Annotated in this window: 10 protein-coding genes and 1 pseudogene; 1 reads left to right on the top strand and 10 read right to left on the bottom strand. The window is 69.5% G+C overall.

The window, feature by feature from the left end:
- Window positions 1-92 precede the first annotated feature (92 nt).
- The 4 genes from AB0L60_RS37130 to steA all read right to left on the bottom strand — a co-directional run bounded on the left by AB0L60_RS37130 (window position 93) and on the right by steA (window position 4860).
- The gene (locus AB0L60_RS37130; RefSeq protein ID WP_364624190.1) at window positions 93-746 is read right to left on the bottom strand and encodes an NUDIX hydrolase; all 654 of its coding nucleotides are present in this window, start codon (window positions 744-746) and stop codon (window positions 93-95) included.
- A gap of 94 nt (window positions 747-840) precedes the next feature.
- On the bottom strand, window positions 841-2568 hold the full coding sequence (locus AB0L60_RS37125; RefSeq protein WP_364624188.1) for a CTP synthase: 1728 nt from the start codon (window positions 2566-2568) through the stop codon (window positions 841-843).
- A gap of 152 nt (window positions 2569-2720) precedes the next feature.
- Window positions 2721-3641, bottom strand: a complete 921-nt coding sequence (locus AB0L60_RS37120) for a copper transporter (protein ID WP_364624186.1) — start codon at window positions 3639-3641, stop codon at window positions 2721-2723.
- A 7-nt stretch (window positions 3642-3648) separates the two neighbouring features.
- Complete coding sequence (gene steA / locus AB0L60_RS37115; RefSeq protein ID WP_364624184.1) at window positions 3649-4860, bottom strand: putative cytokinetic ring protein SteA; 1212 nt, start codon at window positions 4858-4860, stop codon at window positions 3649-3651.
- A gap of 271 nt (window positions 4861-5131) precedes the next feature.
- Here steA and AB0L60_RS37110 point away from each other — a divergent pair, with 271 nt between their 5' ends.
- The gene (locus AB0L60_RS37110) at window positions 5132-5551 is read left to right on the top strand and encodes an SRPBCC family protein (protein WP_354844850.1); all 420 of its coding nucleotides are present in this window, start codon (window positions 5132-5134) and stop codon (window positions 5549-5551) included.
- 97 nt (window positions 5552-5648) lie between these two features.
- Here the strand turns inward: AB0L60_RS37110 and recN are convergent, their stop codons facing one another.
- From recN to AB0L60_RS37080, 6 genes and pseudogenes are all read right to left on the bottom strand, one after another.
- Window positions 5649-7430 carry a DNA repair protein RecN gene (gene recN / locus AB0L60_RS37105; protein WP_364624181.1) on the bottom strand — a complete coding sequence of 594 codons (1782 nt, stop codon included), beginning with the start codon at window positions 7428-7430 and terminating at the stop codon, window positions 5649-5651.
- Window positions 7408-8373: an NAD kinase gene (locus AB0L60_RS37100; protein ID WP_364624179.1), complete on the bottom strand. Its 966-nt coding sequence runs from the start codon at window positions 8371-8373 to the stop codon at window positions 7408-7410. The genes recN and AB0L60_RS37100 overlap by 23 nt, the downstream gene beginning before the upstream one ends.
- On the bottom strand, window positions 8370-9260 hold the full coding sequence (locus AB0L60_RS37095) for a TlyA family RNA methyltransferase (protein WP_364624177.1): 891 nt from the start codon (window positions 9258-9260) through the stop codon (window positions 8370-8372). Before AB0L60_RS37095 ends, AB0L60_RS37100 begins: the two co-directional genes overlap by 4 nt.
- Window position 9261: 1 nt before the next feature.
- Window positions 9262-9492: a hypothetical protein gene (locus AB0L60_RS37090; protein ID WP_364624175.1), complete on the bottom strand. Its 231-nt coding sequence runs from the start codon at window positions 9490-9492 to the stop codon at window positions 9262-9264.
- 528 nt (window positions 9493-10020) lie between these two features.
- Entirely contained in the window at window positions 10021-10923 is a 903-nt protein-coding gene (locus AB0L60_RS37085) for an HAD-IIA family hydrolase (protein ID WP_364624173.1), read from the bottom strand.
- A gap of 273 nt (window positions 10924-11196) precedes the next feature.
- Window positions 11197-11925: pseudogene (locus AB0L60_RS37080) on the bottom strand (hypothetical protein); the annotation flags it as partial.
- Window positions 11926-13294 lie beyond the last annotated feature (1369 nt).

Raw genomic sequence — 13294 nt, 5'->3', positions numbered from 1 at the left:
TCTTCGCAGCCGCCACCGACGAACTCCCCGACCCGAACCCGGCGAAGCGAACAAGTTTCCCAATCGGAACCTATTGCCTTCCCCTTCGGGATCTACTGCGATGCCTCCCGCGCCTTGCGATCCAGGAACGCGGTGGGCATCCCCGGCCAGGGCGCATCGGCGGGCCGCAGCCGAGCCCCGCTGAACCGGGCCGTCATCAGCGCGGTCACCCCGGCCACCGCGGTGGCATTGGTGATCTCGCCCGCCAGCGCGGCCTGTACGGCCTCCGTCAACGGCATCCGCAGGATCTGGAGGTCGGCCTCCTCCATTTCCGGATCCGGCCGGTCGATCTCGTAGAGCCCGGTCGCCAGATACACCCGCAGCGCCTCATCGGTGAACCCGGGCGAGAGCGCCACATCGACCAGCACCGACCACTCCCGTGCCGCCAGCCCGGTCTCCTCGGCCAGCTCCCGCTGCGCGGCTTCGAGGGGATCCTCGCCCGCCTCGTCCAGCAGTCCGGCCGGCAGCTCCAGCAGCCGCCGCCCGATCGGATGCCGATACTGATTCACCAGCACCAGATTGTCGTCGTCGTCCAGCGCCACCACGGCGACCGCCGCGTGATGCTCGATCACCTCGCGCTCGGCGACCTTGCCGCCGGGCATGACCACCTGGTCCAACCGCAGCGCCAGGATCGCGCCCGAATACACCGTGCGACTGGACAGGACATCGAAATCGTGTGTGCCGGGGACCGGTTCCGAGGAGGTCATTCCAGAACCGTAGCGCGGATATCCGGGCGGATACGAACCGCCCGAGCACTCGTCGAATGCTCGGGCGGGCCGTGGAATCCCGGTCAGGCGGGGATCACTTGGAGACCTTCTCGGCCTCCGCTGCGGGCACCTCGTCGGGAATCTCCACCGGAAGCCGTTCGGCGGCCTTGTATTCCAGCGCGGCCGAGATCAGCGCCGCGAACAGCGGGTGCGGGCGCGTCGGACGGGACTTGAGCTCCGGGTGCGCCTGGGTGGCGACCAGGAACGGGTGCTTGTCCTGCGGGTACTCCACGAACTCGACCAGGTGGCCGTTCGGGGAGGTGCCGCTGAACTTCAGGCCGCTCTTGGCGATCTTGTCGCGGAAGGTGTTGTTGACCTCGTACCGGTGCCGGTGCCGCTCGGAGACCTCGGTCTCGCCGTACGCCCGCGCCACCAGCGAATCCTGCTGCAGCACAGCCGGGTACGCGCCGAGCCGCATGGTGCCGCCCAGATCGGCCTCGCCGGCCACGATCTGCTCCTGGTCGGCCATGGTCGAGATGACCGGGTACTTGGTGTCGGGCTCGAATTCCGCCGAGTTGGCGTCCTTCATGCCCACCGAGCGCGCCGCCTCGATGACCACGCACTGCAGACCCAGGCACAGGCCCAGCAGCGGAATCTTGTGCTCGCGGGCGTAGTGGATGGCGCCCACCTTGCCCTCGATGCCGCGAATGCCGAAACCGCCCGGGATCAGGATGGCGTCCACGTCGGCCAGGTGCGAGCGCGCACCCGCCTCGGTCTCGCACTCGTCGGACTGCACCCAGCGGATGTTCACCTTGGCCCGCGAGGCGAAACCGCCCGCACGCAGCGCCTCGGTGACCGACAGGTAGGCGTCGGGCAGGTCCACGTACTTGCCGACCAGCGCGACGGTGACCTCTTCGCGCGGGTTGTGCACGCGGTCCAGCAGATCGCCCCAGACCGTCCAGTCGACGTCGCGGAAGGGCAGCCCCAGCTTGCGAACGACGTAGGCGTCCAAGCCTTCCCGGTGCAGCACCTTCGGAATGTCGTAGATCGAGGGCGCGTCCGGCGTGGAGATGCAGGCGTCCACATCCACGTCGCACATGAGCGCGATCTTGTTCTTCAGCGGCTGCGGCACCTCGCGGTCGCAGCGCAGGATGAGCGCGTCGGGCTGGATACCGATATTGCGCAGCGCCGCCACCGAGTGCTGGGTCGGCTTGGTCTTGAGCTCGCCCGAGGGGCCCAGGTAGGGCACCAGCGTGACGTGCAGGAAGAAGCAGTTGTCGCGACCCACCTCGTGGCGAATCTGCCGCGCCGCCTCGAGGAACGGCTGCGACTCGATATCGCCCACGGTGCCACCGATTTCGGTGATCACCACGTCCGGCGCCTGCCCGTGCAGGTCCGGTCCCGTCATGGCGAGAATGCGACTCTTGATCTCATCGGTGATGTGCGGGATCACCTGCACGGTGTCACCGAGGTACTCACCCCGGCGCTCCTTGGCGATCACCTTCGAGTACACCTGGCCGGTGGTGACATTGGCGTCCCCGGACAGATCGCGATCCAGGAACCGTTCGTAGTGGCCGACATCGAGGTCCGTCTCCGCGCCGTCCTCGGTCACGAACACCTCACCGTGCTGGAAGGGGTTCATGGTGCCGGGATCGACATTCAGGTACGGATCCAGCTTCTGCATCGTGACGCGGAGTCCGCGTGAAGTGAGCAGCTGACCGAGGCTGGAGGCGGTCAGACCCTTACCGAGTGAAGAGGCGACGCCACCGCTGACGAAGATGTGTTTCGTGGCCGCGCGCGCCGGAATCCGTGATTGACCCACGGGACTTCACGGTAACACGGATCGGCGACGTCGATCGTATGCCGCGCATGTTGGTTGCCCGCAATTGGCTCGATTCTGCGTCTCGCGGGAAGCCTTCCCCATGTCGCCATCGGCGTGGCCGGGGCTTTCCGACGTGCGGCCCGGGGATCGTCTCAGTGCGGCATGGCCGCGACTGTGAGCGAGGTCGCCTTCTCACCCGTGCCGTAACGGCCGGTACCGCCGTTCAACTGCTCGGTGAGCCCGAGCACGGTGGTGATCCGCCCGATCTCACGATCGACATTGTCGACGGTCGTCACGGTCGACAGCCCACCCTCGGACCGTGTCACGGCGATCGGCCCGGGCCCATCGGCGGCCCCGTAGCGACCCGCCAGCACCACCCCGGCACTGTGCGACCGCAGACCCCCGGCGAACCTGGCGATGATGGTGCCGCGATTGTTCTCGTCGGCCCGCGCCCCGTCGCCGGTCACCACCACGGCCAGCTGGGCGGGCTGCACGTCGGCGAAGGTCAGGAAGCCGCCGCCGCGCAGTGTCTCGAGGGCCAGGCCGCGCTCCTGCGGGGTGCCGCGCGCCTGCCCGCTGACCGGATCGTCGAGCAGCGCCTGGCCGAGCAGATCGCCCGCGAGGCTGCCCTGATCCACGGCGTCCACCTTCAGCTGCGCGCCCGCGGGGACCACGTTCAGCAGCGCGGTGCGCAGTCGGTCGCCCTCAGAGGAGTCGGCGAACGCGCCGGTCAGGCCGATCCGGCCGGTGACCGCGGCCCCCGCGGTGGTGAGGGCGGCGGTGACGGCATCGGCGTCGCCGCTGTCGGCGTCGGGGGTGGTGAAGACGAGGACCGACCGGTTGGCCAGCGCGCCCGCCAGCAGCTTGCCCGCCGAACCAGACAGGAAGGCGTCGGCCGCCTTCACCTGTTCGTTCAAACGCCCGTTCTCGGCACGCAGATCGTCGATCTGCTGCCGGTCGCCCGTGCCGGGAAACAACCCATTGCCTTGTGCGCGGGTGCCCAGCACCACGCCGACCGCCAGGGCCAGGAATACCGCGGCGATCGAAATCGCGTGGTGGCGAAAGGAAATCATCGGTCCCCTACCCGTGCCGGTCGTATAGGCCCTGTACCCAGTGCGATCCGCGATGCCAGGTGTCGGCGGTCCAGGTCAGCGCCTCAACGCCCACGTGGGTGGCCAGCAGCGCGACCACCAGGGCCACCAGCGCCGCGAGCACCACCAGCGCGACCGCCCAGCCGGAGCCGCGGTGGCGGTACAGCGAGGCAACGGCTTTCGCGTCCATGAGCTTGGTGCCCATTTTGAGGCGGGTCAGGAAGGTGGCCGGATTCGAATCGCGCCGGCCGCGGTCGAAGAAGTCATCCAGCGAGGCCGCCGCGCCGACGGTGACGATCAGCGACGCGCCGTGGTGATCCGCCAGCAGCAGCGCCAGATCCGCGGGCGCGCCCGAGGACGGGAAGGTGGTCGCGCCGATGCCCAGATCCTGGATGCGCTCCAAACCCTTGGCGTGGCCGTCGGTGTCCGCGGGCAGGATCACCTCCGCGCCGGACTTCAGCGTGTTCGCGGTGATCTCCTCCGGGTCACCGACGATGAGGTCGGGCCGGTAGCCGTGGCGGGTCAGAGTGTCCGCACCCCGGCCGACGCCGATCAGGATCGGCGCGTACTCCTTGATGAACGGCTTGATGCGCTTGAGGTCGTCGCTGTGCTCGGGACCGTCGGCCACCACCACGACATGCCGCTTCTTCATCTCGACTTCGACATCCGGCACGCCGATTCCATCGATGAGCAAGGAGGATTCGGTGCGGATGAACTCGATGGTGTTGCCGGAGAAGGCTTCCAGATGGTCGGCCAGCCCGTTGCGCGCCTCGATCATGCGGTCGGCGATGGTGAGCTCGGTGAGCTCGATGCCCTCGACGAGTGCCTCGGGTTCCTTCTTCGCCAGTTTGTCCGCGTAGACGACGCCACCCTCGATACGAACCTTGGCGCCGTCCTTGATCTTCTTGAAGACATCCGAGCTGACCGCGTCCAGCAACTGGATGCCATTGGCCACCAGCACTTCCGGACCGAGGTTCGGATATCGCCCGGAGATCGACGGCGAGGCGTTCACCACCACCGCCACCTGGGCTTCGACGAGCCGGTCGGCGGTGAGCCGATCCAGGTCCATCTCATCGAGCACTACCACGTCGCCAGGCCCCACGCGCTGGAGCAAACGCCTGGTGTTGCGGTCCACCCGGGCGATCCCGGTCAGACCCGGCAGCGTTTTGGTATTACGCGACAACAGGGCCAGCATCTTCATAACGATCGATGATTACGGCAAAGCCTCAACCTTTGATGGAGGCGCGCCGGTCAGCAAACTATTCGCTTCGCCTCCTCGCGACCTTTGCGGCCGACCAAGAGCCGTCGCCGGCCATGCATCCGCGCCTGCGGTTGGTGCCGAACCGACTCCGGGCGCACCCGACGAGTTACCCAACCGGTACGAAATCAGTGGTCGCCATACACACGCCCGACCCGAGTGCCGCGCCCGTCGCACCTTCCTTCTTACCGGGCGGTAAGGATATGCTCCGGACATGGCCAGCACCACCGTTGATACCGTCCTACCCGCTCCGCGTGAGGTCGTCTACAAGCTCTTCACCGAGCGCGACAGCCTCAATGCCTTTCTGCCCATTCAGATTTCACTGAAGAAGCCGGGCATCGGGAGCCCGTCCGGCGTCGGCGCGCAGTACCACCTGGGCCTGGCCGGCATCGGCCCGACCGAGGAGACCACCGAGCTCGTCCCCAATGAGCGCATGGTCTACCGCGTCATCGCGGGCGCCCCGGTCAAGCGGCACGTCGGCACCATCAGCTTCTCCGACGCGCCGGGCGGCACCCGGGTCGTCTACACCATGGAGTCCGAGCCCAGCCTCCCCGTCCCCGCGCAGATCCTCGAGCCCGGCCTCCGCGCCCTCACCAACGCCCTCATCGGCGGAGTGCGCAAGGCGATCAAGTAACGCTCGGCCACCGCGCATTCGGAGTCGGCGCGTCGGCACGGACAGAACCGGCCGGACCCTGTGCGGGCCCGGCCGGTTTTGCTGTCCCGGTCTCCGGTTACTCGCCCGAGACGGCGGCGCCGACCTTCTCGGCGTCGGCGGTGGTGAGGAGTTCCCAGGCGTGGGCGCGGCCGGTTTCGGTGTCGCCCATGCCCGCCAGCATGCGGGCGAGTTCGATGACGCGTTCGTCCTGGGTGAGGGCTTTGACGCCGGATTTGACGGCCTTGCCGTCGTCGAGCTTGTCGACCACCAGGTGGGTGTCGGCGAAGGCGGCCACCTGCGGCAGGTGGGTGACGACGATGACCTGGTGGGTGCGGGCCAGACGGGCCAGGCGGCGGCCGATCTCGACGGCGGCGCGGCCGCCGACACCGGCGTCGACCTCGTCGAAGACCATGGTGGTGCCATGTTCGGAGCTGGCGAGGACCACCTCCAGGGCGAGCATGATGCGGGAGAGCTCACCGCCGGAGGCGCTCTTGCTCAGCGGCAGCGGGTGCGCGCCGGAGTGAGCGGCCAGGCGGAATTCCACCTCGTCCACGCCGGTCGAGCCGGCGTGCAGTTCCGTGCCGTCGATGACCAGCGGGGCCGAATCCTGCACGCCCGCAAGGACGGAACCGACGCCGACCTCGAGCCGGGCACGACCCATGGCCAGACCGCCCAGTTCGGTGCTCACGGCCGACGCCAGCTTCCCCGCGGCCTTGCTGCGGGCCGCGGTCAGCTTCTTGGCCGTTTCGCGCACCTTCTCGGCCGCGGTCTCGACATCCGCGGCCAGCGCCGCCAGCGCCTCCTCCGACACGTCCAGCGAGGCCAGGCGCGTGCGCGCCTCCTCGGCCCACTTGATGACCCCGTCGATATCCGGCGCGTACTTGCGGGTCAGCGTCTTCAGCTCGGCCTGGCGGGTCAGCATGGACTCCAGCGCGCCCGGATCGGACGGCAGGTCCGACAGGTAGGAGCTGAGCTCGGTGGTCAGATCCACCACCACCGAAATCGCCTCGCCCAGACGGGGAGCCAGCGCGGTCAGGATCGGATCGTCGGAGGCTTCGATGCGGGCGCGCGCGGTGCCCAGCAGATCCAGGGCGCCCGCGTCCTCACCGGGCGAATCGGCCGGACCGGCCAGCGCGTCGTGCGCGGTGGAGGCGGCCTCGCGCAGCGAATCCAGATCCGACAGCCGGCGCACCTCGGCCACCAGATGGTCGTCCTCGCCGGGTTCCGGTGCGACGGCGTCGATCTCGGCCAGCGACTGCGTCAGATGGTCGGCTTCCAGAGCCAGCTCCCGGCTGCGCGCGGTCCGCTCGAGCAGCTGATTGCGCTTGTCCAGCCAGGCCTTTCGGGCCTTCTGGTACTTGGCCAGCAGCGGCGCCACCGCGTCGGAGGCGAACTGGTCCAGCGCGTGCAACTGCTGGTCGGGCCGCTGCAGCCGCAACTGATCGTTCTGCCCGTGCACCGTGAGCAGCGGGGTGGTGAAGTCCGCGAGCACCGCGGCCGGCACGCTGCGGCCACCCAGGTGGGCGCGGGAGCGGCCGTCGGATCCGACCGTGCGAACGGCGATGATGCTGCCGTCGTCATCACGTTCGGCGCCGGTGGATTCCAGTACCTGCTCGACCTCGCCGAGGGCGCCGTCGTGCACCTCGTCCACGGTGAAACGGCCCTCCACCACGGCCCGCGACGCCCCGAGGCGCACCCGTCCCGCATCGGCGCGGGCGCCGCTGAGCAAGTGCAGGCTCGTCACCACCATGGTCTTGCCCGCACCGGTCTCACCGGTCAAAACGGTCAAACCCTCGTGGAATTGTGCGGTGGCGGTGGAAATTACGCCCAGCCCGTCAATCCTGATCTCTGTCAGCACTCGTGCTCTCCGTTCGCCGTCGGCCACGCCAGCCTGTCACGGGCAACTGGAATTTGCGCACCATCCGATCGGCGAACGGCGCGGAGTCGAGCCGAACCCACCGCACCGGGTCGGTCCCGCGGACCGTCTCGACCCGGCCGCCCCGCGGCAGTGCGAGGGTGCGTCGGCCGTCGAGGAAAACAATCGCATCATGGCCCGTCGCAACGGTTTCCACCGCGATCAGCGAATTCGGGCTGGTCACCAGGGGCCGCGCGAACAGGGCGTGCGCATTGGACGGGATCACCAGCAGCGCTTCGAGTTCCGGCCACACCACCGGCCCGCCCGCCGAGAAGGCGTAGGCGGTGGACCCGGTCGGCGTGGCGATCAGCACACCGTCGCAGCCGAAGGCCGACACCGGCCGGCCGTCCACCTCGAGCACCACCTCCAGCACGCCCATGCGCGCCGCGTTCTCGATGCTGGCCTCGTTCAACGCCCAGCCGCGCTCCACCACCACATCGTCGACGCGCACGGTGACATCGATGGTCATCCGCTCCTCGACGGTGTAGTCGCGCCGCACCACCTGGGACAACGCCTCGTCCAGGTGCTCCGCCTCGGCCTCGGTGAGAAAACCGATGCGCCCCAGATTGATTCCGAGCACCGGCACCGAGGCACTGCGGGCGAGTTCGGCCGCCCGCAGGAACGTCCCGTCACCGCCGAGCGCCAGCACCATCTCGGTGCCGACCGCCGCGTCGAGATCGTGGGCCATCACCCGCACCGGGTATCCGTCGGCCGCGCCCTCGTCGTCGATGTCGAACCGGGTGCTGTACGCCTCGTCCTCGAGCACGCGCAGCCCCATCCCGGCCCCGCACAGGATCTTCGCGACCCGGTGCGCGGTATCGGTGATCTCCGGCCGTCCCGGATGCGCGACCAGCAGAACCTCCCTGGCCGGGCTAGCCGCGTTCACTGTGGACCCTCCTGCACCGCACGCTCGATCAGCGCCGCCACACGCGCCGCCTCGTCTGCATCGTATGCGCCCCCACCGACGTCCGCGCCGTCACCGGTCGCAGCGGGCTCGGTCTCCGGACGCGCCGGCGCGCCGGTCTCCTTGCGCAACCAGAGGAAATACTCGACATTCCCGGACGGACCGGGCAGCGGACTGGCCGTAACGCCGCGCGTACGCAGCCCGAGTTTCGCTGCCGCGGCGGCGACTTCGCGCACCGCCTCGGCGCGCAGGGCCGGATCCCGCACCACACCACCGGATCCCACACGATCCTTACCCACCTCGAACTGCGGCTTCACCATGGGCAGCAGATCCGCGCCCGGCGCACAGCAGGCGGCCAGCGCGGGCAGCACCAGGCCGAGGGAGATGAACGACAGGTCGGCGACCACCAATTCGACTGTGCCGCCGATGAGTTCGGGCGTCAGCTGCCGCACATTGGTGCGGTCGTGCACGCGGACGCGGTCATCGTTCTGCAGCCGCCAGATCAGCTGGCCGTACCCGACATCGGCGGCCACCACCTCCTTGGCTCCGCGCGACAGCAACACATCGGTGAATCCGCCCGTGGACGCGCCCGCGTCCAAGCACCGCTTGCCCTCGACCGATACGCCCTGCGGCTCGAACGCCTCGAGCGCGCCCAGCAGTTTGTGCGCGCCGCGCGAGGCCCACTGCACCTCGTCGGGTTCCTCCCGCACCAGCAGCGGCGTGCCCGCCTCGACTCCCGTCGCAGCCTTGGTGGCGACCGACCCATTGATCAGGACGCGGCCCGCGTTGATCAGCTCGACCGCGTGTTCCCGCGACCGCGCCAATCCGCGGCGAACCAGTTCCGCGTCCACCCGCGCGCGCCTGGCCACCTCAGATCTTGTCCACCGTGGCCAGTGCCTGCACCAGCACCTCGTGCGCCTGCTCCAGAATCTTGGCCCGTCGCACGATATCGGTGCCCTCCGAGTGCACACTCGGCGCGCCCGGGAAGCCCGGATTCGGTGCGCCCGCCGACAATTCGGCCAGCAGCGCGGCCACCTCCGCCTTGACCCGCTCCGGGTCGGCGAACTCCTGATTCGCGCCCGGCAGATGCTGCCCGGGCAACGGCGCCCCCGGACGGGGCCCCGGCGTCCCGATAGGGGATCCCGGCGCGGGAAACTGCGGGCGAGGCGTGGGCATAGTCATCGTGGCGACAACGCTACCGGAACTCGCATTCGAACACACGTACCCCACCGCTTACCGATCCCCCCGCCGACCGGCCCCGCCCGCGTCGCCCCACGTCGCCCTCCCGCGTGTCCCGGGAAAACCGCTCATGCGCAGCCGACAGAACGAGGCAAATGGACAGCGACGTCGAGAAGCTGATCGGGCCCCGACATACGTGGCCGAACCGGCTCCGGCCGAATCGATCAAGACCGTGGCCGGTTGGGGCATGTTACGGAACCTCGGGGCGACAACCGATTCCGGCCGGCCCGTCCTGCGGGGCACGCTGAAAGAGGGCAGCGCCGAGAGCTACGACACCGTCGTGAAGTTCGAGGAGTCCGTGCCGATCGAGTTCACCTCGGACCTGTCGGCAGCCGAGGTCACCACTTCTCCGACGACGCGACCTGATCCAGGCCCGCGGCAAGTCCTGGATTACACGCGGGGCGTCGAGGAGATCCGGATGGCGCGGCCCGGGGCGGCGTCCAGACGGGCCGCGATCTCCTTCGCGATGTCTCCGACGCCCGGCACGACCGGATCGAGTTCGGCGACAGGGTGATTCAGCGCGTCGAGGGATTCGGCGATATAGGTCGGCATGCGATCCGAGGGGTGGGTACCCAGATCCTCGAGCGTGCTCACGCCGGTCAGCACCATCAGCGACTCCAGACCGGTGGCGTGCGCTCCGTCGATATCGGTGTCGAGGCGGTCGCCGACCACCAGGGCGTCGCGGGTACCGGCCCGCTCGAGCGCATCTTTCATCAGCGGCGCATACGGCTTGCCCGCCACGATCGGCTCCAGGCCCGACGCCTGCCGCAGCGCCGCGACCATCGAGCCGTTGCCGGGAGCCAGGCCGCGCTCGGTGGGGAGCGTGGCGTCGGTATTGGCGGCCACCCACAGCGCGCCCGCCCGCAGCGCGTAGGCGGCCTCGGCAAGATCCGCCCAGGCGGTCTGCATCGAATGGCCCTGCACCACAGCGCTCGGCACCAGGCCGTCGAAGCGGCGGACCGCCTGCAGGCCGACATTCTCCACCTCGGCCATCAGGTCGTCGGTGCCGACCACCAGCACCGTGGACCCCGGCGGGATCCGCTGCGCCAGCACACGCGCGGCCGCCTGCGCGCTGGTCACCACCTCGTCCTCGTGGGCGTCGAAACCGAGCTCCCGCAGATGGAAGGCCACCGCGTCGGCCGAGCGGCTCGCATTGTTGGTGACATACATCAGGCGCTGTTCCGGATCGCCCGCCGAAAGTGCTTCCGACGCACCCGGAATCGGCTCGTGGCCGCGGAACAGCGTTCCGTCCAGATCCAACAGCAATGCCTCGAACCGATCCCGCAGTCGCATTACGCCGTCCCTCTCGTCACTCTTCACAGAAACAAAAACGACCGTGCGGCTGCGCTGTTGCGCGGCCGCACGGTCGAAATCACTTGCCGGTCCTCAGTTCTCGGAGTCGTCCGCGGGCTTGCCGGAACCCTCCGCGGCTTTCCCGGCCGGCTCCGACTCGGCAGCGGTGTCCTCGGCGTCGGAATCCTCCTCCGCGGCAGCGGAATCCGCGTCGTCCTCGGCCTCGTCGTCATCGTCGTCGAACGCCGCGGTCCAGTCCGCGCCCCCGTCACCGTCGCCGGAGAGTTCGGCGGCGCGGTCCTCGGCGTCGGTCTCGCCGTCCAGGTCGGCGGAGGCGGCGTTCATGAACCAGGTCAGTGCTTCGTCTTCGCGACCGGCGGCCAGCAGGGCCTCGGCATAGGCGTAGAACAGGCGCGCGGCCGCGGAACCGGTGCGCGCCGGGTCCAGCTCAGCTGTCTGCAGGGTGACGACGGCCTGGTCGAACTGCCCCAGATCCATCCGGGCGCCGGCCACCACGATGCGCAGCTCGGTGGCCTCGTCGCCCTGCAGGGCCCGGGCCTCATCGCTGCGGCCCAGCTCGATGGCACGCTCGGGACGGCCCAGACCACGCTCGCAGTCGGCCATGACGGCCAGCAGACCCGAACCGCCGGACATGCGGCGCGCGGTCCGCAGCTCCGACAGCGCCTCGGCCCATTCACCCGCGTGATAGGCCGCGACACCGGCGGTCTCGCGCACCACCGCGATGCGGCCGGCCCGCTGCCGGGCAGCGCGCGCGTGCTCCAGTGCCAGCTCCGGATCCTCGTCCAGCAACTGCGCCACCATGACCAGGTGCCGGGCTACCGACTCGGCATTGCCCTTGTCCAGGCTCAGCAGATCGCGCCGCACCGCCGGCTCGAGATCGGAGGCCTGCACATCGTCCGGCAGGTTCGGCTCATCGGGACGGCCCGAACGCCGCTCCCCCGGCCGGCCGCCGCTGACCCGCGCGCCCTCGCCACCGCGGCGCCGCTCGCCCTCGAACGACCTCTCGCTCGCACCGTTCCCGGCCCGCTCGACATCCTGTCCCGCCCCCGAGTACTCCGGACGCTCATCCGCGAACCCGCTGCGCGCGAAGCCCTTCCGCTCCCCGCGGTCCCGGTCGAATCCCCGCCCTCCACCACGGGTCTCGCCACGGTTGAACCCGCCCTCACGACGATCACCGCGATCGAAGCCGCCCTCACGACGCTCACCGCTGCGCTGGAAACCGCCCTCACGACGCTCACCGCGGTTGAACCCGCCCTCACGACGGTCACCACGGTTGAACCCGCCCTCACGACGATCACCGCCACGGTCGAAGCCACCCTCGCGACGCTCACCGCGGTTGAACCCGCCCTCACGACGATCACCGCTGCGCTGGAAACCGCCCTCACGACGGTCACCACGGTCGAAGCCACCTTCGCGACGGTCACCACGGTTGAACCCACCTTCGCGACGGTCACCACGGTTGAAGCCACCGTCACGGTCGCCACGGTTGAAGCCACCTTCGCGGCGCTCGCCGCGATTGAAGCCACCGTCACGGTCGCCGCCTCGGTTGAGTCCGCCCTCACGACGCTCACCGCGGTTGAACCCGCCCTCGCGACGGTCACCACGGTTGAACCCGCCTTCACGACGATCACCGCCGCGATCGAAGCCACCCTCGCGACGCTCACCGCGGTTGAACCCGCCTTCACGACGGTCACCACGGTCGAAGCCGCCCTCACGACGATCACCGCTGCGCTGGAAACCGCCCTCGCGACGCTCGCCGCGGTTGAATCCGCCCTCACGGCTGTAGCCCCCGCGGCCACCTTCGCGCTCGGACCCGCCGCGGCCGCCGCCCGCGCCCCGATAGCCGCCGCGATCGCGATCGCCCTCGGAGCGGTAGCCGCCACGCTCATTGTCACGACCGCGGTTGAATCCGCCACCGCTGCGGTTGAATCCGCCCTCACGGCCGCCATCGCGCTCGCGGCGCGGTCCGCCCGCCGACCGTCCCTGGTCGCGGCGTTCGCCTTCGTCGCGCCGGCCGTAGCCGCCCTGTCCGGTCCCACCACTATTACGGCGGAAGGGTTTGCGGCCGTCGTTCTGCTCCGCCACGGTGATCCCTCTCTGTTCTTGTAGCCTGCGGTACCCGGCCACGGCGCTGGAGCGCGTGAGGAGGGCCGGTGGGCGATCCCACCTACCCATGAATTCAATCACGCCGCTCTCGAGCGTCAACGCAGCACCGGGTGGTCAAACGCCGAAAGGGGACCCGGTGAGGGTCCCCTTTCGCGAAGGATGTTCCGGCGGTGTCCTACTCTCCCACACCCTGTCGAGTGCAGTACCATCGGCGCAGGTGGCCTTAGCTTCCGGGTTCGGAATG

Source organism: Nocardia sp. NPDC051981 (assembly GCF_040680715.1).
In the GTDB taxonomy this organism is placed as follows: Bacteria; Actinomycetota; Actinomycetes; order Mycobacteriales; family Mycobacteriaceae; genus Nocardia.
The sequence above is the reverse complement of the archived record's forward strand: the minus strand, read 5'-3'. Positions and strand labels throughout refer to the sequence as shown.

What these genes read in the sequence shown, in the direction of transcription:
- AB0L60_RS37130 (WP_364624190.1), bottom strand. Translation starts at nt 746, where the DNA reads ATGACCTCCTCGGAACCGGTCCCCGGCACACACGATTTCGATGTCCTG.
- AB0L60_RS37120 (WP_364624186.1), bottom strand. Translation starts at nt 3,641, where the DNA reads ATGATTTCCTTTCGCCACCACGCGATTTCGATCGCCGCGGTATTCCTG.
- steA (WP_364624184.1), bottom strand. Translation starts at nt 4,860, where the DNA reads ATGAAGATGCTGGCCCTGTTGTCGCGTAATACCAAAACGCTGCCGGGT.
- AB0L60_RS37110 (WP_354844850.1), top strand. Translation starts at nt 5,132, where the DNA reads ATGGCCAGCACCACCGTTGATACCGTCCTACCCGCTCCGCGTGAGGTC.
- AB0L60_RS37085 (WP_364624173.1), bottom strand. Translation starts at nt 10,923, where the DNA reads ATGCGACTGCGGGATCGGTTCGAGGCATTGCTGTTGGATCTGGACGGA.